Below are 20,506 nucleotides of genomic sequence, written 5' to 3'. Positions count from 1 at the left end.
TATTGAATTAATATTTAACCTCATTTTTATAAAGTAAGTAATTATTAAATTTATTTTTTAAATATTGCTCTTCTAAAGCAATCTTAAATTTAATTATTAAACATAGACTTATTGATAAAAATAAATAATAAATAGATAGCTTTGTTATGAAAACGCCAAAGGAAATAAATATTAAAGAATAGTACATAGGATGACGAGTAAATTGATAAATTCCAGTAGTAACTAAATTGCTATTAGATATAGGTCTTGGGAAAGGGGATAAATTTCTACCTAAGTCTTTAATTGCAATTAACAATATTATGAAAGCGATTAAGATAATTAAAAACCCCACTAAATAAGAAAAAGGACTAACTTGAATTATTTGATTTTGTGGAATAAATTCCCATTGAAAAAAATGGAGACTAATAATAAAGAACTGTAAACAAACAAGAATTAGTTCATAGGCAGATTTTAAAAAAAATTTTAACTGAAATTTAGTCATTTTTATTTCTTTAATGCTTCAATAAGAGGGCCATATAATCTGAATGATAATTTATCAAAATTATTATTTCCAAAAAAGAAATCTGGTTCTTTTTCATTTCCAAAACATAACTTCATTTCAATATTATCTTTTTCTCCTTTAGAAAAAGTTTTATTACCAATCCATCTATCCGTAAAAGCTTTTTTCTCATTTTTTGATTTTATTTTTGCTTCTACATATTTATAAGTACTTTCTGGAGGTAGAGGTAAACATTTTTCAGAATAATTTTTAAAAATATTAATGTATTCCTCCAAAATTAAATTTGACTCAATTGCTCCTGGTGGTTGAATAATTTGTGATTTATAATGATTTTCTATTCTAAAAATTAATTTAGTCTTTTTTATATTCTTATTTAAAGAAGAAATGAAGAGTGATTTTATCCAAGCCTCTGTCAAACGACTTAAACTTAGTTTCGAATGAATTAATTCAATTACAGTGTCATCAGCGATAAAATATTCTTCTTTATTTGCATTTAATTTTACATAAATTCTATTAATCTTATTATGTTGACTCAAACTTGTAGATAAACTACCTATTAAATCCTTGATTTCTTTTTCCTTTATAAAAAAACTATTTTTGGGCATAAAAATACCATTTTCAACCAATTTATCATTAATATTCAAATTATTTAAATCATCAATAAAATTATGGTTATCAATCTCTAATTCTTGGATTATTTTTGTAATTAGTTGCGACTTTTGCAGATTACTGACATATTCATCATCTGGATGATGAATAAATATTTCCTTGGGAGAAATATTTCTTTTATTTAGCCAATATTTTTGTGGAGTCTTGAACCAATAAATCAGTTCTGACAATTTATAATTTTTAGTATCAGATTTTTTTTCATTCCAATCTATATTTTCTACTAAAGAGTAATTACTTTTAATTATCTTAGAACTATTAAGATCAATTATTTCTTTTTTATTTAAATCAGAATCTTTAATTATTAGTTTTCTTTGGTCTTGTTTTAAAAAACTATCAAAAAAAGAAATTAACTCTTTTATAGGAAAAGAAACATCTAATTTTTTATTATTTTTGTCATTTTTTACCCAATTAACTATAAATTTATCTCTACAGGCAATTAACAACTCAAGAAATAAATATTTCTCTCTATCAAAAACTGATGGATCTCCCAGGTGATATTTATTATTTAATAAATTAATATTTTCATTCTTTGATAATTTTGGATAATAAATACTATTCATGTCTATTAGGAAGATAACCTTATGTGGGATATGTCTTGCATTTTCAATATCACTCACTAGAATCTTGTTGATACGTGATTTGCTTTGATATTTAGCTTTATTTATACAAGAAATTAATATCTCTATAAAAACATTTAACAAAATAGGGTCATCAGGAATTAAAGGTATTGCGTAACTATCAAGAATTCTATTTATTTCGCTTATTTCCAAATTATATTTCGTGTTACAATCAGCAATTTTTTTTAATATAAACTTTATCTTTTCAACCCAAACTAAGTAAGAAAAAGATCCCCTTAGTAGATTAATATATTTTTTTAAATTGATTAATATTTTAACCCATTTATTCAAATCTAAACTTATATTTTTTGGGCTAAATGGCTTTAGATTAAAAGTACTTAAATTGATTTCTTTGTCATAAATTAAGCCTAAAATAATTCTATTTATACACCATTCAAGGCTATTTTTTTCTTCTCCTAATCTTTCATTGGAATCTAATCCCCAATGAAAACCTACTTGGGAAAGTAACAAAATAATTTCATCCTTTTCAGTAACATCAAAGTCCAAGATGTTCTGAGTCTCCTTTTTAGAAAGAATAAAATCTATTCTTTCAATTGTAATTTTTTCATTTGCTATTCCAGTTATGTCAATTAGAAATTTATATATATCTGAAGAATCATTATTATTCTCATCAATAAAAATATAAGGTATCTTTATACCATTTATTATTTCATTATTAAAGATATACCTTAGATAAGGTTTAATTTGATTAGTTTGTGGAGATAAAACAGCGATATCACTATAATTAATATTCTCGCAAGAATTTATTATTTCTATAATTTTATTTCTTATATATTCTAATTGACTATTCTGATTAAAATGCTCACAAAGTAATATTGAATCATCACTTTCATTTACTATAAAATCATTTCTATTATTATCAATTATTCTTTTTTGTATTTGATTAAGGAGAGGAGTATCTTTCTTCTCATAAAAATTAGTTATTGGATCAATGTATATTAGATTATTTTTTAAATTGATACCTTCCTTATAAATATTTTCCTCAATTAGTTTCTGAAAGTTTGCTCCAAATTTACCAAATATTTTCTCAATATTTGTATTAAAATTAAATTTACTTTCAAAATTTTCAAATTCCAACTCACCCTCAATACAATTTATTCTGTTCCATAAATCATCTCCTGCAGATAACAAATACAAATTTACCTTAGTAAATTTTGAAAGTTCTGAATAAAAATTAATATAAAGTTTAGATAAGTTATTATCTGAAATAATATAAATTTGATTTGGTATTTTAATATGAAATTTTTTAATTTCTCTTAAATTCTTTATTAATTCAATCATGTATAAACATGAAGGCTTTTCAGATATCTTTTTCTCTAATAATTTATATAAAATAGGTTGCCAAAATTGATCTTTATTTAAATTCTTATATAGATTAAGTGAATTAATTTCATATCTATTCCATTCAGAAATCATTTCAGGTCTAAAAATTAGATAATCAATAAAATTACTCGTGATCTTTTTTGTCAGATTATATAGGTCTCCATCAATTGTCTTTTTATTATCCAAATATTTATTAATCCAATTTCTAAGCGGAAATGATTCTTTAAAGCTATTTAGTTCTTCTAATGAATCAATAATTCCCCATTTTATTGATTCAAAATTCCATAACCCCATATCAATTTCTGGGAAAAAATTTGTCAATAATGATTCGGTGTAACTTGATATTGTTTTTAATTCATAAAGAGCACTTATTTTGTTTTTTATAGTTATTTGTTCACTTAACCATTTACCCAAAAAATAATTAGGAACAGCTATTTCTAAATTCTCATTTATAAAAGGAGGACATATTTTTAATTCTTCTGCCAAAAGCTCACTAATTACTTCAATTTTGTTTGATTTATAAAGATTGAGCAATTTACTGATTGATTATATTACTCAAGTTTAAATGGATCAGTTATTTCTGCATTAGGACATTCGAATTCCCCAACAGCAACAAACTCTAAACGTAGCTTTAAGAAAGTTATAAATTTTTTATCCGTCGACAATAAAGCTGCTGGGGGGTATGGAATCTTTGATATTAGATCAGCAAATTGATTGGTTTGCAAAAAAGATGGATTTTTTAAGAGCCAAAAATCTATTTCTTTATTGTTTTCTTTGTAGTTTCTCTTCCTCTCTTTCAAAATTTCTTCAAGAGGTTCTTCAACTGTCAAAAACTTTTCACTTGCCGCGACGAAAAAATATGTTGTCATTTTGAAATTTAATTTGATGTAATAAGTGACTTCATTTCACGAACAGACTTTTCTAATCCTACCGCTAAAGCCCTTGCAACAATACTATGTCCTATGTTTAGCTCGTTCATATTGTTAATTGATGCAATTTTTTTTACATTATTGTAATTTAGGCCATGCCCAGCATTAACAACTATTCCAAGGTCATTTGCTAAATGTGCAGACTCTATAATCCTTTGGAGCTCTTTGTATTGATCTTGACCGGTTAGTTCAGAATATTTTCCAGTATGTAATTCTATAAAGTTAAATCCTATTTCTTTGGAATAATTGATCTGCTCACCAACAGGATCAATAAATGCACTAATTTCAATGTTTGAATCTTTTAAATTCCCAACAAAATTCTTAAGGTATGTAACATTGTTTTTCACATCCAACCCACCTTCAGTAGTAACTTCCTCTCTTTTCTCTGGTACAAGTGTTACGTAATCCGGAAGAAGTTTTTTAGCAATATCTAACATTTCATCTGTTGCCGCCATCTCTAAATTCAGTTTAGTTTTTATAGTTTCTTTCAAAAGAAAAACGTCTCTATCTTGTATATGTCTTCTATCCTCTCTTAAGTGAACTGTTATTGAATCTGCACCCCCTAATTCAGCTAAAAAAGCAAATTGTACAGGATCAGGCTCTACAGTTCTCCTTGCTTGCCTTACATTTGCAATATGGTCAATATTTACTCCTAAAGTAGTCATAATCGAAATTTTAGTTTCTAGACAATCTTGTAACCGCCCAATAATAGCGAAAAAAAAAATACAAACCTATAAATTATTAATAAACAGTTGATTGAACTTGAAGAAAAAATTTATAAATACTCATTATAGTATTAATCCTTTTTTAGGTTTTTTAGCTATGTTTGTTACTCAGGACATTGTAATAAAGTGTTTTTTTAGTGAAATAAAAATAAAAAATAAAATCTCCTCAATACCAAACAATTCATCAATTATTTTAGCCCCAACACATAGATCGAGATGGGACGGATTAGTCCTTACTAAGGCAATGGGTAGAAGGGTTACTAAGAAAGATTGCAGATTTATGGTTACAAAATCAGAAATGAAAGGAATACAAGGTTGGTTTCTAAAAAGACTCGGTTGTTTTTCCATTGATCAATTATCTCCTTCTCTTTCAATATTAAAATATGCAGTAAATCTGATAGTAAAAAAGGATCAACTTGTAGTTTTCCCTGAAGGAAAAATTAATAAATACGGAAAGGAACTTGAGCTTAAAGAGGGTTTATATAGATTGGCGTTATTGGCAGCAAAAAAAACAAATTCAATATTTATAATTCCAATTGGAATTGCTTATAGCCGAGTACCTCCTAAAATAAGAGGTAAAGTTTCCTTATGTTTTGGAGAGCCTTTATTAGTAAATAAAAGTTCCAATTTATCAATAAAAGATTTCAATGAAATTTTGCATAAAAGAATGCATAATGCTGAAAATATTGCTTTAAAAAATGTAGGTAGATAAATCCATTATCAGTTAATATAAACTTTAATAAATAATCAGAATATGAAATTCTTAAAAATGTTCCCAATAATTTTTATTTTTCTTGGGATACCAACATATATGAACCTATCTTATGCAGAAAGTAAAAACTCAAATGAATATAAGGTCCTTTCAAGTTCTAACAAAAAGCTATCAATTTCTGATGTAAAAGAATATTTAAATGAGGGCGATAAACTTGTAGAAAATGGTGATTTTGAAAAAGCAAAACGATCTTATGACAAAGCAAGGAATTTAGCTAGACAACTTGCTGGATTCTATAGAGATCTCAATGGATCATTTAAAGGCTTGGATGCAAGAATACCACTAGAAATGGATAAAAAAGGAAGAAAATCTATAAAAATTTGGGCAAAATCAAATGCTAGGCTAGCTTCTCTCTACAAAAGGAAAAAACAACCTGAAGTGGCTGTACCTTTACTTGTTGAAATAATTAGATTAATGACTCCAAATAGTCCTGAAGGCAAAGAAGCATATAATAATTTATTACAACTTGGTTTCGTTGACACAACATATAAAGGTTTCTAAATATTAATCATGATTACTAAATCAAAAGTTATAAATTTAATAATGGAGAAGTTACCTGATTCCCAAGTGAAAGTTGAAAATCTTAAGGGGAATGACCATTTGGAGGTTACTGTAATTTCATCCAAGTTCAATGGATTATCATTAGTTAAACAACATCAGCTAGTCTATTCTGCTCTAAAAGAAGAATTAGCCTCAGAAGCTATTCATGCACTAGCTCTAAAAACAAAAACCCCAAGTTAAATTATGGAAAATCTCACTAAAGATAAAATCCAAAATCTAATAGAATCAAATCCAATTATGGTTTTCATGAAAGGTACTAAATTAATGCCTCAATGTGGGTTCTCGAACAATGTCGTTCAAATTCTCAACTCTATAGGTGTTGAATTTAGTACTTTTGATGTTCTTAGTGATTTTGATGTCAGAGAGGGAATTAAAGAATATTCAGATTGGCCTACTATCCCCCAAGTTTATTTAAAAGGTGAATTTCTAGGAGGATCGGACATCCTTATCGAGATGTACAACTCTGGTACCTTAAAAGAAAAAATTGAGATTGAATTAGCTTCCTAAAAAAATTTATAAGTATAAATACTGATATTAGTTAATAAAAGTTAATATTTTAAACTCTTTTTTTATCAAAAAACCCTTTATTTTCTTCACCACCTTGTTCAATAAAACTTGATGGATCTAAAATCCATCTTTCCATTAAACTTTCTAATTTCTCTTGATCTCTAAGCTCTAAACTACTGCAATTCCTCAAGGCTTGGAGATAACCATCACAGTATAATTGAAGGTCTGAAGAGGTATGAAAACGACTAACCAAGTCTTGGCAACTATCGCAAATTGATTGAAAATGACGAATTGCTTTAGGATTTTCAAATGATGTCATAATTCGATAGATTCTGATTTTTATTTAGCATTTGTTATACCTTATTAAGGATGATAAAAAATTGCCTGGCCCAACAATAATTAAGAATGCAATCAACTGAGCAAATCTTAGCTTCAACCCCTGGCAGTTCACAATTGCCATCGAGCTCTCAAACTCCCTCAAGAGTTCTTGTTGTTGAACCTCACCCCACACTTAGAACAGTCCTTGTACAAAGACTTCGCCAAGATGGTCACCTTGCTGCTGCAGTTGGATCGGCTGCAGAGGCAGTTGACTTATGCAGAGAACAATCTCCTGACCTATTGGTCAGTGCAGAAATTCTTGAGCAGAATACTGCCATGAGGTTAGCCCAACAGTTAGGGGCCTCTGTAATCGTTTTAACTGCAAGATCAGGTGTTGAAGCATTAGTAAATTTATTGGATGAAGGAGCTGATGATGTTCTCAGAAAACCATTTGGTCTTGAAGAATTAGCAGCAAGATGTAGAACACTTTTGAAAAGAGGCAGAATAGGATTACAAGAAAAAGTTGAAGTTGGGCCATTAGAAGTCCATCTTCTCCTTCGTCAGGTGACGCTTAGTGAAAAACCCGTGGAATTAAGCCCTAGGGAGTTCGCATTGCTTTGTGCTTTATTGATGCCCCCTGGGATGGTTAGAAGTAGACAAGAGCTCCTGAGGATGGCCTGGCCTCCGTTTAGCGGTGGACCAAGGTCGGTTGACACTCAAGTTTTAACCTTACGAAGAAAACTAGAACAGGCAGGCTTAGGAGAAGGTGGCGGTATAACAACAGTTAGGCAACAAGGATATAGATTCAGCCTTGATAATATCTAAACCAAAAATAAGCTTATTTCCCCAATAAACATTAGAACCGATAACAATGTGATTAATTTATATGTCCATAATGGTGAGATATAGGATATACCTTCTGTACTAATATTAGTTTTTCCCTCAATTTCATCTAAAAAAATATCAAATTTTTCAATCCGTTGGGGTACTAGAAGATTTTTACCTTCTTCATCAACAAAATAAAAAACTCTACTCCCTTGGCTGGTTGGTAAGGATTTTATAGACTTAATTTCTTCCCAACAAATTTCCCAATTTTTTTTGCCAAAGGTTCTAGAGATAAAACTTGTTTTATAAGAAATTTTCTTTTCACAAGTCTCTATATAATCGCTAGTAATATTAACAATCAAAAATAGACCTAAAATGAAGAAAATCAATGAAGGTATTCTTAATTGTTCACTTGAAATAAATGGAATAGGAACTGTAAGAGCAATATACAAAGAAATTAGAGAGCTTTTTAAAGGAAAAAGAGTTTTAAATTTTTCTGTCATGAGGATAATTTTTTATTCAATCAGGCAAATTAAAATCATTAATATTTAGTTTTGATCCAATTTTATGTGCGCAGGCAAAACCACTAAAAGCTACAGCATTTAAACCTTGCCCGGGAAAACATGAGTCCCCTACGCAATAAAGATTTTCAATATTTGTTGTATTAAAGGGCATTGGAAGAAGTCCGAGTAACTTTTTATTAGGAATTGGTCCATAACTGCCCTCAAATCTTCCAAGAAACTTTCTATGAGTTCTAGGAGTACCAATTTCTTTATGGTCAATATTTTGATCTAATCTTGGGATTATCTTAGAAATTTTTTCAATTAAAAATGAATAGTAATTTTCTTTTTTAGTAAGATATTCCTTTCTTGAAAGATTATCCCATTCACTTATAGAAGAAGGGGTAAATGCATGAATGATATGTTTACCATCTGGAGCTAAAGATTTATCTAAAAGAGTGGGAATAGAAATGAAAATTACTCCCTTTTCATTTTCTAATTCTTCCCAGTCCTCAACAATAATGTGATGGCAATTAAAATTATCATCAATTAATTCTCCAGAGACTCCTAAGTGTATTGAAACAAAAGATGGAGAAGGCTTGTAAGTTTCAGACCACTTATATTCACTTTTTGGTACGCAATCTCTTGAAATTAAACCTTTTTTATTATTTTTAAGACCGAAAGTATCCCATCTTGTGGAATTAGAGACAATGATATCTGAGTGAATTTCCTCTCCATTTGATAGCTTTACTCCTACAGCTTTTTTATCTTCTAAGATTATTTCATTAACATTAGCTCTGTAACGTATTTTGCTCCCTAATTTTTCAAGACCAGTAACTAGTTTCTCAGCAATCTTCCCAACCCCTCCTTTTGGATAATTAATACCTCCTGCATGTCTATCTGTAAAAACCATTCCTGCATTGATCATTGGGGTTTTAAGAGCAGGCATAACTGACCAACAAAAACATTCAATATCAATAAACCTTAATAGTTCATTGTCTTTAATAAATTTCATTGCAACATCTCCAGCATTTATTGGCAACCATCTTGCAAGACCTAGGCAAGATAATGGAGCTTTTAAAAAGACCTTAAAAAGATAAGCTGGATCCTCAATTGACAAAAGTGGTATTGAATCAAGACAGTTAAATACCTTATTACAGGTTCCATAAAATTTCTTGATACCTTCAATTTCCTCCGGAAAACGGTCTGACAATTTGCTGATAAATACTTCATATTCTCTATCAACTGAAATATTAAAATTATTTGGAAGATGATACTCTAGTTGAACAGGATCAGGAATAGTTTCGCATTTTTCATTTACATCTTTTAGAGCTCGAGTTAATAAATTTGTATACCCTTTCTCTCCAAATCCGAAAATCATTGAAGCTCCAACATCAAAGGTATAACCTTTTCTCTTGAACGATCCTCCACTTCCACCAGGAATAATATATTTCTCAAGAACCAAAACTCTCGCACCCTTTGCAGCTAACTGGGAAGCTGTAACCAACCCTCCTATTCCCGAACCGATAATAATTGCGTCAAAATTTTTTTTATTATCTTTCATTTTTAAATTGATAGGTAATTCATTTTAATTAATCTGAACAAGTAATTGATCTTTTTCGAAATATGAATCTAATTTTTTTTTAAACCCTTCCAAAGCATCAAGAGACCTTTCTTGGTAAGCTTTATACCGTATTTTTTTGTCCTTTATTTTATTATTTAATTCTGGCAATAATCCAAATGAAGGGGGCATTGGTTGAAATTTATTTTTTTTCTGATTAGACATTATTATATTTTTATTACTAATAAAGTTCATCAAGGAGCCTATCATTGATTCCGCAGGGAAAGTAACAGGATTTTTTCTTATCACAAGTAAAGAAGCGTTTATACCCGCCAATAAACCACCTGCGGCTGCAGCTACATAGCCCTCCGTCCCTGTTATTTGGCCAGCGGCAAGAAGTGAATCCCTTTTTAAAAATTGAAGTGTTGGCAACAGTAGTTTGGGAGATTCTAAAAAAGTATTTCTATGCATTACACCAAAACGAACAAACTCAGCTTTTTCTAAGCCAGGAATCATTCTAAATATTCTTTTTTGTTCTGACCATTTGAGGTTAGTCTGAAAACCAACCATATTTAATAATTTACCTTCTAAATCTTCTTTCCTTAATTGAACTATTGCATGGGGCCTTTTTTTTAATCTATTTGCTCTATCGAATAAATCGCCCCATTCTGGATTCCATAAACCAATAGCTTTTAAAGGGCCATATCGCATTGTTTCAATTCCTCTTCTAGCTATTTCTTCAATTGGTAAACAAGCTTCAAAAAAATTTGCTGATTCTTTTTCAAAATCCTTTAAAGAAGCCTGCTGTCCATTAATCAATTCATTCCAGAAATTGAGGTATTCATTTTCATTCATAGGGCAATTAAAATATGCCGGATCACCTTTATCATATCTACTTGCTTTAAATATCTTTTCTTGATCAATGGTCTCACCGTAGATGATAGGACTTGCTGCATCATAAAAATGGCAAGAATCAATGCCCGTAAAATTTCTAATTTTATTTGCCAAGGTTTCTGAAGTTAATGGTCCAGTAGCAAGTACGGTAACGGTATCTTTTAAAGGTATGTCTAATTGTTCAATTCTCTTTACCTCAATAAGAGGATGATTTGTTAATTTCTCTGTCAAATATTTGCTGAATTTTGATCTGTCGACGGCTAAAGCGCCTCCTGCAGGAACAGAAAATTTATCAGCTGTTCTAATTATTAAAGAGTTGAATCTTCTTAATTCTTCTTGTAAAAGACCAGCAGCCCTGTCATGACTCAAGGCCCCAAAACTATTGCTACATACAAGTTCGCCAAACTGATCAGTATGGTGAGCCGGGGTTAAAGAAAGTGGTCTCATTTCAACTAATTTAACCGCAATTCCTGCATTTGCTATTTGCCAAGCAGCCTCTGATCCAGCTAGACCGGCACCTATAACTATTACTTCATTGTTTATCAAATTAAATTAATCCTTTCCCAAAAAATCCCTTGTAAATTGCTCCCTTGCAGGTTTTTGTATATTAAATATGACCCAAGCTAGAGCTGCAATAATTGGGGCGAAAACTAAGATGATTCTTAACATGTTCTTGAATAGTTATTTATTTATCATTCTAGCTTTCTGCAGAAGAGAAAGAGAGATTTTTTTTTTTTTTTAATAAGTTAAGAATTGTATTTCAATTGTTCAAGTTAGAATAATAAGTTGTTTTTTTTACCTTAAAAAGGGATAATTTTTAATGTACTCAATTTTACATAATGGGTCGCTAGCTCAGCGGTAGAGCATCCGGCTTTTAACCGGCTGGTCCTGAGTTCGAATCTCAGGCGACCCACATCTAAATAATTGATTACATTAATCGAAAATAATACATAAACTTACCAAACTTTCTCTCTCATAACTTAAAGAATTTTTAATCAATCAGTGATAGCTCATTGATTAGTAATTACAGAATACTGAAGAAAAAAATTTTTTGTCAAAATAAATTATGGGAATATTTTTAAAGATTAAAAAAGCATTTAATTGCTTAGACTAAAGAATTAGGATTCAAACCCTAACTCCTGCAAATTTATCTCGGACCATTATTTGTAAGATATCAAATGTATGCACAAATTAAAATTATCAAAGATTTTGAGAGACATTTAAAGATTTACTTTTAATATAAAACCTGAATTAAAAAGTCAAAAATTACTTAACCTAAATTTTTCAAAAGATTCCTAGAACAAAGAACAATATTCACGTTTATGTATCATTTATGTTAAAATTAAGCTTTAAATACCTTTCAAATAGGGACTTCTATAAAAAAAATATAAAATACTTTACAAAGCGTCATGAATGCTGTTACAATAATACACATATATTTCTATTATTATTATGACTCCTGAAGCAGAACGTTTTAATGGTTGGGCCGCAATGTTAGGTTTCGTTGCAGCTGTTGGCGCATATGTAACCACTGGACAAATTATTCCAGGATGGTTTTAGGTTCAATAACCAAAATTACAAAAAAATACAGAAAATTATTGTTTAAACGAAGAAAGTTAAATGAATTATTTGGCTAATAACAATCCTTCGTTTTAAGCTTAATAAAGTATTTACATAATTAAAAAGCCTTTTACTTAAGGCTTTTTTTTTGTGCATTTATTTCTATGTTCTCTAGGCAAGTAGAACATAATAAATGACCTTTTTTTTAAAGTTTTTGTTAATATCTCTATATCTTGTTTACATATTAAACATTTAAAAATTGGGTCATTTAAATATGATCAATGATAGTAGTAATAATTAAAAAAAATATACAGAATTAGATAATTCTTTATCATTTAATGTTTCCTCTTATCGGGAAATAAAACATTTCTACTTCCAATTTCAACTTTATAGAAAATATTAGATTGATTATGATTCTTGCAAAACAACCTGAAAACAAAAAATTACTAGTCTCTTATAAATACCAAATATCAAAAGAACTAAAAAGATCCATGAAAACATATTATTTATAAAATCAAATGGCTTCTTGAGGAATTTTAAACCGATGGAATAAATAAAAATTAATCATGAGATAAAAAAGAAATGCTTTTATAATGCTCTTTTAAATATAGTAGATAAAAAAACAGCCCATACTTTTAAAAAGTGGGCTGTTTAATGAATCTTTAATAAATTAATTTAAGGACTTGAAATAGCTCTTTAATCAATAAATCTTAGAATTTAAAGGTAGCTTGAGCACCAACTGCTGAGTAGTCCAATAGTTCGATGGTATCATCACTATCAGTATCTGGATCTGCTACAGACACACCATAGGTTAGATCTAAGGAGTCATTAATTGGCTGAGTGAAATAAATTTCATAATAAGAACCCAGAGTATCATTAACAAGATCTGAACCTGATACTTTTAATAAAGGAATTGACTTCCATGAGGCTGACAATACACCCGCACCAAATTCATGCTCTAAACCTAATTGAAGGTCGGTGAACTCATCTGTAGTTATTCCACTTATATCTGGATCGACATGATTGATAGTAGCACTGATTGTTGTCTGACCGTCATTAGGGGTCCAGTAACCTCCGATACCAACTACATCAGCAGATATGTCTGAAGTTATTCCAAGATCAGAACAAGTAGTAGAAATGTAATCATTGACTAAATCACAGTATCCATCACTAGAAACATAAACAATACCTCCACCAAAACTATCTCCGTCATAACCAGCAGAAAGAGTAACTACATCAGCCCCTTCTTCAGTTAAGAAACCATCTGATGTCGCTGCCTCTGCTCCGATAATACTACCAGAAGCATTAAAGCCATTATCAAAATTTCTTGATACTGCAACTCCAGCACCTGTTCTATCGTAAAGCCAAAAATTGGATTTAAGTAAACCGTAACCACTCATAAAGAATTTATCTGAATAAATGGTTGTAGTTGTAGGCATTAAATCATCATTATCAAGTAATGGTCCTACAGCTATATCAAAATTTCCAACAGGAAATTGATAATACATAGACGCAACGCTTAACTCATCGCTGCCATTTACAGAATCACCCGTACGAAAGTCTACACTTGAAACAGCGTTACCAGTTTCTATACCTACATACAAATTATCTTCTCCAGTAAATGAAGTATTTAGATCAAGATTGTAAGAGTAAGTAGCAGTTAAAGCTTCAGTGTCATCACCTTTATCAACTGAGCCAATTTGTGAAAAAGCTGCTCCAGTTAATGAAGTTGTTTCTGAGAAACCACCATCATGTCTATGATTATAGCTATCACTATCAACTAAGCCTTCACCACCAGCAAGTAGTTCCTTTTGGTTTGAATCGACCTTGCCAAATGAGTTAGCAAAATCAATAGTCTCAACATCAGAGTAGTTTGAGATTTCATTTAAGTTTGTTTCAGAAGCACTGACAGCTAATGGAGACATAAGTCCCAATGCTGCTGGTGCGATCAACAAACTCTTAAAAAGTTTCATAAATTTCCTCACACAGAAATCAAATACAATCTAGAATAAGTAATTTTTTTTGAATTTACAAGTGTTTGTAGACAAAACAAAATTTGTCATGACATTAAAAAACCTGCATAAAAGCAGGTTTTAAATGTGTATAGGAGATTTTCTAAATTAAATAATTAAATTCAGAAGCTGAATGATGTCTTAACTAGGAAACCAGTTGCATCATCTTGACCAGATGTTGCGCTTTCCTTTGTATAAATCACTGGTGTGATTGTCATTTGGTCATTCACTGGGTATGAGTAATATGCTTCGTACATGTACTCTTCTTCAGCACCTTCAACTGTGTTGCTATGGCCCATTGCAATTCCTAAGGCGCCAGGTCCTACTTCATCCCACTGAAGTCCAACAAAGAAACTTGTGATTTCTTCATCAGTTGACTTACTATCATCATCACCGATTTCATAACCAACACTTATAGAAGGTAAAGCTTCTCCGTCAGGAGTGAAGGAACCGTTAAGTGCAGTGTAAGTATCATTACCATTAGAACCATCTTCAATGTTGCTCCAAGTTACTGAGAAACCGTAATTGTCATCAGTGTAGGCCGCGTTAAGTGCATAAGCATCAGTTGACTCTTCAGTCATGATTCCAGTAGATGCTTCAGTATTTGTTTGTAATCCAACAGCAGTTGAGAATCCGTTACCGAAGTCATAGCTAGCTCCTGTGGCTACAGCACCACCAGTAATTCCAGCGTTTACATTACCGCAGTCATCAAGTGTATTTGTTGGTCCACCGTAAGAGCATGCTGTGGTGAATAAAGCACTACCATCTCCATTGTCAGCAACGAATACTGTTGCGCCACCTACTGGGAAAGTGTAAGAAACACCGTCAACAGTTAGCACATCTCCAGTAGCGTTACCATCAAATTCTGTAACAGAAGTAGTGGAACTAGAAGTGTTACCAGCATCTATAGAGATATCAAGTGAATCTTCACCAGTGAAGCTAGTGTTTAGATCAATCTGGAAACCGTAAGTTGCCATGAAAGGATCATCTGTAGCACTTGTTCCACCATCAACTCCACCTAAGTAGAAGTCTGCACTGAATGATGCTGTTGTTGTTTCTGAAAAGCCACCAGCTTCAAACTCATTAATTCTTGCTTCTAAACCGTCAACTCGGCTGTTTGTAACAGCTAGTTCTTTTGGATAGAATTCGCTAATGTTCTGTACTTCTTCAGAAGAAGAGTAGCCAGAAACCTCAGCGAGGTTAAGCTCATTAGCTGTAGCAGACATAGGTGCTAAAAGACCTAGTGTTGCAGGAGCTATAAGCAAGCTTTTGAAAAGCTTCATAAATTTCCTCACACGAAATTTAAAGGACACTTAATTATAAGGTATTATTAGGTACAAAATGAAGTAGCAACGGCTACATTTTTGGATAATATTGGCAATTTATCAGCTTTTAAGTACAAATAATAAAAAATCGAAAAGTTACTCAAAGGAAAATTGTTCTAGAGATTTACACCTCTAGTTTTAAATTATCTTTAATTTTAAATGTAACCTTTATGCTTTTATATATCAAAGGCTACACTTTTGGATACTTGTAACGGTTTTCAATTGTTTTAATAAAAATATTGAATCACTAATCAAAGAAAATGGTTTTAGAAGTTTCGACTATTTATTTAGGGTTTTTAAACTTTTTTTGAAATTTTAAATGAAACCTTTTTAGTCTTATATTTTTTCATTTTTGTATTTCCTACTGAATCTACGTACCATCCAGAAGCTAGTCTTGTATCTATTTCTTCATAGCTTTCATTGCGATTCATTTTAGTTAAAGATTTTTTTTTATAGTCCATCAGATCTGTGAAAAGAAAGTTTTATAGAAATATAGCATTAAAAAAAATTATTAACTTATAATTAAAATCAAATTACCTTACGAGTAAAAAAAAAGCCTCATTGAAATATCTAAAATTTAATTTTTGAATTCTGTAGAAAAACAAAAAATTTAATATTTTTAATCTCACAAAAAAAATTTATTAGTTATATTTTTTAAAACTTTAATAAACCTGAGGAGCACAAGGTCAAATGACTCAAATAAACCTTATTGTCAATTATCTCCCTAGAGATCTTCTTGAATTCACATTTTTTTTAGCAGTAGGCTTTACTGCTGGATCAATCGGACTAATATAATCCATTAATAATTTCAAGGATAAATTCATCTAAAACATTAGAAATCTCAGATATTTTTATGTATCAACCATTTTGGTTTATTTCTTCTGAAATTTTCCAAGCAATGTATAAAAATTCCTGAAGATAATAAAAGTTCAAAAATCTCTTGATCATTTCTTATTTGTTCTGTTGTAGAGGCCCATGAAATATCAAAATAAAAGTAAAATAGAGCGACAAATAAGAAATAAAGAGACAGTGCTTTACTAGGAAAAGCATCAATTTTTTTGAATTTCCTCCACCCAAACCAACCAAGAAAAATACAACTTATTTCAAAAACTGGGTCTAATAAATAATTATGAAAAAAAGGTAAATTATGAAAATTAGTTTCTCCTTGAACATTTAAATTAGATACACTTGTAATTCCAATTCCTGTTATCCTCTCTCCCCAGCTTATTTCCTCTCCTGCGACTAATAAAGATAAAATAGCTATCATAAGCCAAATAAGAGAGTTGATCTCCTTTTTTTTCTTTCTTCTTACATAAATAAATAAAGCTAGAATAGAAGATGATACATATTCAAAAAACTGAAGCCATTCAAGAGGGCCATCCTCACTTCTAAGCCAGTCAAACCAACTTACTCCTATCAAATTTTCACCATATGGAAAAATATAAACAAAACCATATATAAATATTAAATAATAGATTGGGATTAAACTCACCTCTGGACTAATTCTTCCGAAAGGAGTTTTGATATCTTTAGACATTTGCAACTGAGAAAGGATTAATAGAATTCAATTTATAATTTTAGATTAAGCCATTTATCTCACCAAGTCTATTTGAAGACTGGAATTAAAATTGAATCAAAATGATATGGATGATTCCACTGAGAAATTCACTTTACTTCTTCCTTTTAAAGTTACTAATTCAACAACAGTTAATAATACCAAGATTTTTTTGTCGTTTCTCTTAACTAAATTTGCTACACAATCAACAGTCCCGCCCGTAGCTAGTAAGTTATTTACAATAGCGAAAGAATTATACTTTTTTAAAGATTTTTTTTAATTGAAAGAGAATTATCTCCATACTCTAAATTATATTTTTCTCTTAAGTATTTCACCAAGCAGCTTACCTGGCTTCCTTACTTCAATTAAAGGCTTAGAGATCTGAAAATAAAACCTCTTGCATCTATTGAAATTATTGCCTCAGCTTTTCAAAAATCTCACTAGAAGACATTTTAATAATCAATTCAGAGAAGACTGCATTCTCATGAATTATTTCAAGAACATCTTTAGAATCAATACCTTTTTTGGGAAATCTTTATAGGAAGAAATCAGTTCTTCTAACTTTTTCATGGGGCCGAGATTATTTTTAAATAATTAACCTTTACAAATAAATGTAATAGCAAAAACTTAATAGATTAGATAATTTATTATATCCAAAATAATTTTTCAAAATTAATTTATTCTTTTTGTCTAATTGACCCTTATAAACTAAAATCTTATTAACGAGGCGTGGCGCAGCTTGGTAGCGCGGGTGCTTTGGGAGCATACCTTTTTACTAACGAGACTGATTGCAATAACTGACTTTCTTACTTTTATTACAGAATAAAAAGCGACGGAAAGCGACAAGGCTTTACAAGCGCGGGTGCTCTCATGACACCTGCTTTTCTACTTCATTTTTAGATGTTTTATAGCTTTTCTTCTAAGAGATTATTAACCTCTAAAAAAATAGTCTTTAAAAACAATGAAAAAACTTCTCCCTTGCTTACTCCTTAGTTCTATAAGTTTGCCTTTTTTATCTGCTCCCGCTAAAGCTGATACACCAACTAATAGTTATGTAGATATTATTGATGACTACATAGTTCCTAATCAATTAAATAGTGCAGCAGATTATTGTTCATCTTTCATAGGCATTGCGGAAAACGATGACGATGTAAATTGCACAAAATTTGGATTAGGACCTGCTATTCAACAAAACCATAAAAATATAATCTCTAACTACAACAATATTGATAGTTTAGGAGAGGGAATTGCTGGTTCTACTGCCCTCACAGCAGCATTGTCTGCACTACCTCAAATGTCAAAAGAATCTAAAACAACTTGCGGCTTAGGGAGTGGTTTATATAGCAGTAGATATGCAGTTGGTTTTGGTTGCGCTTCAATGGTAAGTTAAAGAATTGATATTAATGCTGGAGGATCTTACGTTTTTGGTTGATCAAAATCTTATGGAGGAGGAACTTTAGATAGTGGTGCTGTAAAAGCAGGTTTTACTTTTCAACTTGGCGAATTAAATAAACCTACTCAAATAAGTTTTAATGATAAAAAACTAATTAATAAAAAAATATCCACTCTTGAGAAAAATAACAAAAATCTAAAAGCAGCTATAGAAGAATCAAAAGCTAAAAATAATGAGATAATTTCTCAGAATCAAAAACTTTTAGCAAGATTAGAAAAATTAGAAAATATTGCATTAAAATTCAATGCAAATTCAGAGATAATTTCTGTCGCTACAAAAGACTAATTTCTAGCGACAAAACATTTGTTTTTCGAGTGACAAAATAGCGACAAAGATCATTTTCTGGCCAAAAAAGTGATTTTTTATAAAATCTTTCGTAATTTACTCTTTTATAGATGTCTGTTATGAACTAAGATCTTATGAGCGGGGCGTGGCGCAGCTTGGTAGCGCGGGTGCTTTGGGAGCACTAGGTCGCAGGTTCGAATCCTGTCGCCCCGACCATTTAATAGCAAGGGATCCAAGCCCTTGCTTTTTTATTTCTAGAGTGTCTCAAATATACAAATAGAGCTAGAAATAGAGCTAGATTCTAATTAAAACTGATTAGCTCATGAAAATTTCATAAATTTGAATCTAATTATTTGTTAAATAAAAATTATGAAAATTTTAATTTAATTAAATATTTCATATAAGTTCTTTTAAAATTGATTTATATAAAATCATGTCATGAAAAAAATATTAATATTTTTACTATCTTTTGTTATTTCATATGAATATTTAAAAGCAAAAGAATATGGATATCCAAAGGTTTATTATCCTGAGGAACTATTTCCTCCAGTATTTGAAAGCTCTCCAGCTGGAAACATAACTTGTAGTCTTATAGAAAAACCAGCCTATAAAGAAGATTCCAAGCAAATTAATAAATTAAGGACTTTAAGAGTTAAAGCAGAAACTGACCGAAGGCAGTTCAGGAAACTTAAAAGATTAATTAAGGAAATTCTTAGTCAAAAAGATATTAGTGATCAAGAATTATCTGAGGCTACTTTTATAAGAGGTTGGACAAAAATGCAATATCCAAATCTTGAAATTCAAAGAGAAGGTTATAGAGATATTGTAAATGCTCATAATATTTACCCATTATCCAATTATTGTTCAGAAGCATGGAATGTTACTTCTTATTTTCATTTTTATGCGTATCATTTATCAAAAGAAGAAGGAAGGCAAAGAGCATGTGATGAAGCTCTAAAGGTAGGTAATATTCAATCCCTATCGTGGTTGGGATGTGATAGACGTTTCGGGGATAAATATTATCTAGGGATAGTTTTAGGGAAAAAGTATGGCGAAAAATACTTCAAAGCTTTGGAAACAAATAACCAAGAATTTCTTTCCAAACTAAGAACTGAATCTAATGATTATTTAAAAAGAAGAGATAATTTTAAGTTAGCCTTAAAGAAAGAAGATGCTAAAGAAGAACGAATAAAAAATAACGACTTTTCAATTTCTGAGGGAAGCACAAGTAGCGAATGCTCAGACGGAAGAAAGAACTACAACTACACGTTTCAAACTGGTGGAGGTTTGTTAAGCAAAAGAAGAACAAAAACTATAACTCTTGAGTGCCTGACACCTCTTGAAATAGCTCAAATCAAAACTGGTATTACAGATCTAAATAAACTGAAGAAACAAGTTAGAGGTGCTCAAATTTCAAATGCTCTTATACAAATGGGGAATGCGATTCAAAGGTCCACTATGCAAAGAACAATTAATGGTCTTCAGTATAGACAGATTACAGGCTATTGATATATTTATATCCTGAAGGATTTCCTAGCTTAAAGTAACGATCCTCTTATATTTCTTCATTAAACACTATATAAAGTTTCAAATAT

General features: G+C 30.5%; 21 protein-coding genes and 2 tRNA genes. 10 read left to right on the top strand and 13 right to left on the bottom strand.

Features of this window, described 5'->3' with window-relative positions; translation table 11 throughout:
- Positions 1 to 7: 7 nt before the first annotated feature.
- The 4 genes from EU92_RS04445 to EU92_RS04460 are packed head-to-tail and all read right to left on the bottom strand — an operon-like array spanning position 8 to position 4,723.
- A complete protein-coding gene (locus tag EU92_RS04445) occupies positions 8 to 481 on the bottom strand; it encodes a methyltransferase family protein (RefSeq protein WP_032514221.1) in 474 nt (157 codons plus the stop codon).
- A gap of 2 nt (positions 482 to 483) precedes the next feature.
- Entirely contained in the window at positions 484 to 3,663 is a 3,180-nt protein-coding gene (locus EU92_RS04450; protein ID WP_032514222.1) for an exodeoxyribonuclease V subunit gamma, read from the bottom strand.
- Positions 3,664 to 3,680: 17 nt separating this feature from the next.
- A complete protein-coding gene (locus tag EU92_RS04455) occupies positions 3,681 to 3,998 on the bottom strand; it encodes an MgPME-cyclase complex family protein (protein ID WP_032514223.1) in 318 nt (105 codons plus the stop codon).
- A gap of 8 nt (positions 3,999 to 4,006) precedes the next feature.
- A complete protein-coding gene (locus EU92_RS04460) occupies positions 4,007 to 4,723 on the bottom strand; it encodes a pyridoxine 5'-phosphate synthase (RefSeq protein WP_032514224.1) in 717 nt (238 codons plus the stop codon).
- Between the two features lie 157 nt (positions 4,724 to 4,880).
- On the opposite strand from EU92_RS04460, the gene EU92_RS04465 reads away from it, so the two are divergent.
- The 4 genes from EU92_RS04465 to grxD are packed head-to-tail and all read left to right on the top strand — an operon-like array spanning position 4,881 to position 6,623.
- Entirely contained in the window at positions 4,881 to 5,495 is a 615-nt protein-coding gene (locus EU92_RS04465) for a lysophospholipid acyltransferase family protein (protein WP_032514244.1), read from the top strand.
- Between the two features lie 42 nt (positions 5,496 to 5,537).
- A complete protein-coding gene (locus EU92_RS04470) occupies positions 5,538 to 6,056 on the top strand; it encodes a hypothetical protein (protein ID WP_032514225.1) in 519 nt (172 codons plus the stop codon).
- Positions 6,057 to 6,065: 9 nt separating this feature from the next.
- The gene (locus EU92_RS04475; RefSeq protein ID WP_032514226.1) at positions 6,066 to 6,296 is read left to right on the top strand and encodes a BolA family protein; all 231 of its coding nucleotides are present in this window, start codon (positions 6,066 to 6,068) and stop codon (positions 6,294 to 6,296) included.
- 3 nt (positions 6,297 to 6,299) lie between these two features.
- Complete coding sequence (gene grxD, locus EU92_RS04480) at positions 6,300 to 6,623, top strand: Grx4 family monothiol glutaredoxin (RefSeq protein ID WP_032514227.1); 324 nt, start codon at positions 6,300 to 6,302, stop codon at positions 6,621 to 6,623.
- Positions 6,624 to 6,672: 49 nt separating this feature from the next.
- Here grxD and EU92_RS04485 read toward each other — a convergent pair whose 3' ends face one another.
- Positions 6,673 to 6,942 (bottom strand): DUF6761 family protein, encoded by a 270-nt coding sequence (locus EU92_RS04485; protein ID WP_032523559.1) that lies wholly within the window; start codon positions 6,940 to 6,942, stop codon positions 6,673 to 6,675.
- Between the two features lie 86 nt (positions 6,943 to 7,028).
- On the opposite strand from EU92_RS04485, the gene EU92_RS04490 reads away from it, so the two are divergent.
- Entirely contained in the window at positions 7,029 to 7,766 is a 738-nt protein-coding gene (locus tag EU92_RS04490) for a response regulator transcription factor (protein ID WP_032514229.1), read from the top strand.
- On the opposite strand, the gene EU92_RS04495 is transcribed toward EU92_RS04490, so the two are convergent.
- Genes EU92_RS04495 through EU92_RS04510 form a run of 4 tightly spaced genes read right to left on the bottom strand, consistent with a single transcriptional unit; the run spans position 7,763 to position 11,390 of the window.
- Entirely contained in the window at positions 7,763 to 8,269 is a 507-nt protein-coding gene (locus EU92_RS04495; RefSeq protein ID WP_032514230.1) for a hypothetical protein, read from the bottom strand. The two genes, EU92_RS04490 and EU92_RS04495, sit on opposite strands and share 4 nt — an antisense overlap.
- Before the next feature lie 16 nt (positions 8,270 to 8,285).
- Entirely contained in the window at positions 8,286 to 9,830 is a 1,545-nt protein-coding gene (gene crtH / locus EU92_RS04500; protein ID WP_032514231.1) for a carotenoid isomerase, read from the bottom strand.
- A 24-nt stretch (positions 9,831 to 9,854) separates the two neighbouring features.
- A complete protein-coding gene (gene trmFO, locus EU92_RS04505; protein ID WP_032514232.1) occupies positions 9,855 to 11,267 on the bottom strand; it encodes an FADH(2)-oxidizing methylenetetrahydrofolate--tRNA-(uracil(54)-C(5))-methyltransferase TrmFO in 1,413 nt (470 codons plus the stop codon).
- A 6-nt stretch (positions 11,268 to 11,273) separates the two neighbouring features.
- Positions 11,274 to 11,390 (bottom strand): photosystem II protein Y, encoded by a 117-nt coding sequence (locus tag EU92_RS04510; RefSeq protein ID WP_032523433.1) that lies wholly within the window; start codon positions 11,388 to 11,390, stop codon positions 11,274 to 11,276.
- Between the two features lie 172 nt (positions 11,391 to 11,562).
- On the opposite strand from EU92_RS04510, the gene EU92_RS04515 reads away from it, so the two are divergent.
- Together EU92_RS04515 and EU92_RS0109000 are read left to right on the top strand one after the other, a co-directional pair.
- Positions 11,563 to 11,634, top strand: a tRNA-Lys gene (locus tag EU92_RS04515).
- 539 nt (positions 11,635 to 12,173) lie between these two features.
- Positions 12,174 to 12,281: a high light inducible protein gene (locus EU92_RS0109000; protein ID WP_011132751.1), complete on the top strand. Its 108-nt coding sequence runs from the start codon at positions 12,174 to 12,176 to the stop codon at positions 12,279 to 12,281.
- Between the two features lie 710 nt (positions 12,282 to 12,991).
- On the opposite strand, the gene EU92_RS04520 is transcribed toward EU92_RS0109000, so the two are convergent.
- The 4 genes from EU92_RS04520 to EU92_RS04530 all read right to left on the bottom strand — a co-directional run bounded on the left by EU92_RS04520 (position 12,992) and on the right by EU92_RS04530 (position 17,155).
- The gene (locus tag EU92_RS04520) at positions 12,992 to 14,254 is read right to left on the bottom strand and encodes a hypothetical protein (RefSeq protein ID WP_032514233.1); all 1,263 of its coding nucleotides are present in this window, start codon (positions 14,252 to 14,254) and stop codon (positions 12,992 to 12,994) included.
- Positions 14,255 to 14,415: 161 nt separating this feature from the next.
- Positions 14,416 to 15,270, bottom strand: coding sequence for a porin (locus tag EU92_RS04525; protein ID WP_342665548.1), 855 nt, complete (start codon positions 15,268 to 15,270; stop codon positions 14,416 to 14,418).
- A gap of 644 nt (positions 15,271 to 15,914) precedes the next feature.
- Complete coding sequence (locus EU92_RS10275; protein WP_275040525.1) at positions 15,915 to 16,049, bottom strand: hypothetical protein; 135 nt, start codon at positions 16,047 to 16,049, stop codon at positions 15,915 to 15,917.
- Positions 16,050 to 16,459: 410 nt separating this feature from the next.
- Entirely contained in the window at positions 16,460 to 17,155 is a 696-nt protein-coding gene (locus EU92_RS04530) for a hypothetical protein (protein WP_032514235.1), read from the bottom strand.
- A gap of 979 nt (positions 17,156 to 18,134) precedes the next feature.
- On the opposite strand from EU92_RS04530, the gene EU92_RS04535 reads away from it, so the two are divergent.
- From EU92_RS04535 to EU92_RS04545, 3 genes are all read left to right on the top strand, one after another.
- Positions 18,135 to 18,563, top strand: a complete 429-nt coding sequence (locus EU92_RS04535) for a hypothetical protein (RefSeq protein WP_032523558.1) — start codon at positions 18,135 to 18,137, stop codon at positions 18,561 to 18,563.
- A gap of 487 nt (positions 18,564 to 19,050) precedes the next feature.
- Positions 19,051 to 19,127, top strand: a tRNA-Pro gene (locus tag EU92_RS04540).
- A gap of 222 nt (positions 19,128 to 19,349) precedes the next feature.
- The gene (locus tag EU92_RS04545; protein WP_032523557.1) at positions 19,350 to 20,420 is read left to right on the top strand and encodes a hypothetical protein; all 1,071 of its coding nucleotides are present in this window, start codon (positions 19,350 to 19,352) and stop codon (positions 20,418 to 20,420) included.
- Positions 20,421 to 20,506 lie beyond the last annotated feature (86 nt).

The sequence above is a fragment of the Prochlorococcus marinus str. MIT 9107 genome (assembly GCF_000759855.1).
Taxonomy (GTDB): Bacteria; Cyanobacteriota; Cyanobacteriia; order PCC-6307; family Cyanobiaceae; genus Prochlorococcus_A; species Prochlorococcus_A marinus_N.
The sequence above is the reverse complement of the archived record's forward strand: the minus strand, read 5'-3'. Positions and strand labels throughout refer to the sequence as shown.

Coding starts and splice junctions, on each gene's coding strand:
- EU92_RS04545 (WP_032523557.1), top strand. CDS start 19,350: ATGAAAAAAATATTAATATTTTTACTATCTTTTGTTATTTCATATGAA.
- grxD (WP_032514227.1), top strand. CDS start 6,300: ATGGAAAATCTCACTAAAGATAAAATCCAAAATCTAATAGAATCAAAT.
- EU92_RS04495 (WP_032514230.1), bottom strand. CDS start 8,269: ATGACAGAAAAATTTAAAACTCTTTTTCCTTTAAAAAGCTCTCTAATT.
- EU92_RS04530 (WP_032514235.1), bottom strand. CDS start 17,155: ATGTCTAAAGATATCAAAACTCCTTTCGGAAGAATTAGTCCAGAGGTG.
- crtH (WP_032514231.1), bottom strand. CDS start 9,830: ATGAAAGATAATAAAAAAAATTTTGACGCAATTATTATCGGTTCGGGA.
- EU92_RS04455 (WP_032514223.1), bottom strand. CDS start 3,998: ATGACAACATATTTTTTCGTCGCGGCAAGTGAAAAGTTTTTGACAGTT.
- EU92_RS0109000 (WP_011132751.1), top strand. CDS start 12,174: ATGACTCCTGAAGCAGAACGTTTTAATGGTTGGGCCGCAATGTTAGGT.
- EU92_RS04490 (WP_032514229.1), top strand. CDS start 7,029: ATGCAATCAACTGAGCAAATCTTAGCTTCAACCCCTGGCAGTTCACAA.
- EU92_RS04535 (WP_032523558.1), top strand. CDS start 18,135: ATGAAAAAACTTCTCCCTTGCTTACTCCTTAGTTCTATAAGTTTGCCT.
- EU92_RS04485 (WP_032523559.1), bottom strand. CDS start 6,942: ATGACATCATTTGAAAATCCTAAAGCAATTCGTCATTTTCAATCAATT.
- EU92_RS04525 (WP_342665548.1), bottom strand. CDS start 15,270: ATGGCAACTTACGGTTTCCAGATTGATCTAAACACTAGCTTCACTGGT.
- EU92_RS04520 (WP_032514233.1), bottom strand. CDS start 14,254: ATGAAACTTTTTAAGAGTTTGTTGATCGCACCAGCAGCATTGGGACTT.
- EU92_RS04460 (WP_032514224.1), bottom strand. CDS start 4,723: ATGACTACTTTAGGAGTAAATATTGACCATATTGCAAATGTAAGGCAA.
- EU92_RS04465 (WP_032514244.1), top strand. CDS start 4,881: ATGTTTGTTACTCAGGACATTGTAATAAAGTGTTTTTTTAGTGAAATA.
- EU92_RS04445 (WP_032514221.1), bottom strand. CDS start 481: ATGACTAAATTTCAGTTAAAATTTTTTTTAAAATCTGCCTATGAACTA.
- EU92_RS04470 (WP_032514225.1), top strand. CDS start 5,538: ATGAAATTCTTAAAAATGTTCCCAATAATTTTTATTTTTCTTGGGATA.
- EU92_RS10275 (WP_275040525.1), bottom strand. CDS start 16,049: ATGAATCGCAATGAAAGCTATGAAGAAATAGATACAAGACTAGCTTCT.
- EU92_RS04510 (WP_032523433.1), bottom strand. CDS start 11,390: ATGTTAAGAATCATCTTAGTTTTCGCCCCAATTATTGCAGCTCTAGCT.
- EU92_RS04475 (WP_032514226.1), top strand. CDS start 6,066: ATGATTACTAAATCAAAAGTTATAAATTTAATAATGGAGAAGTTACCT.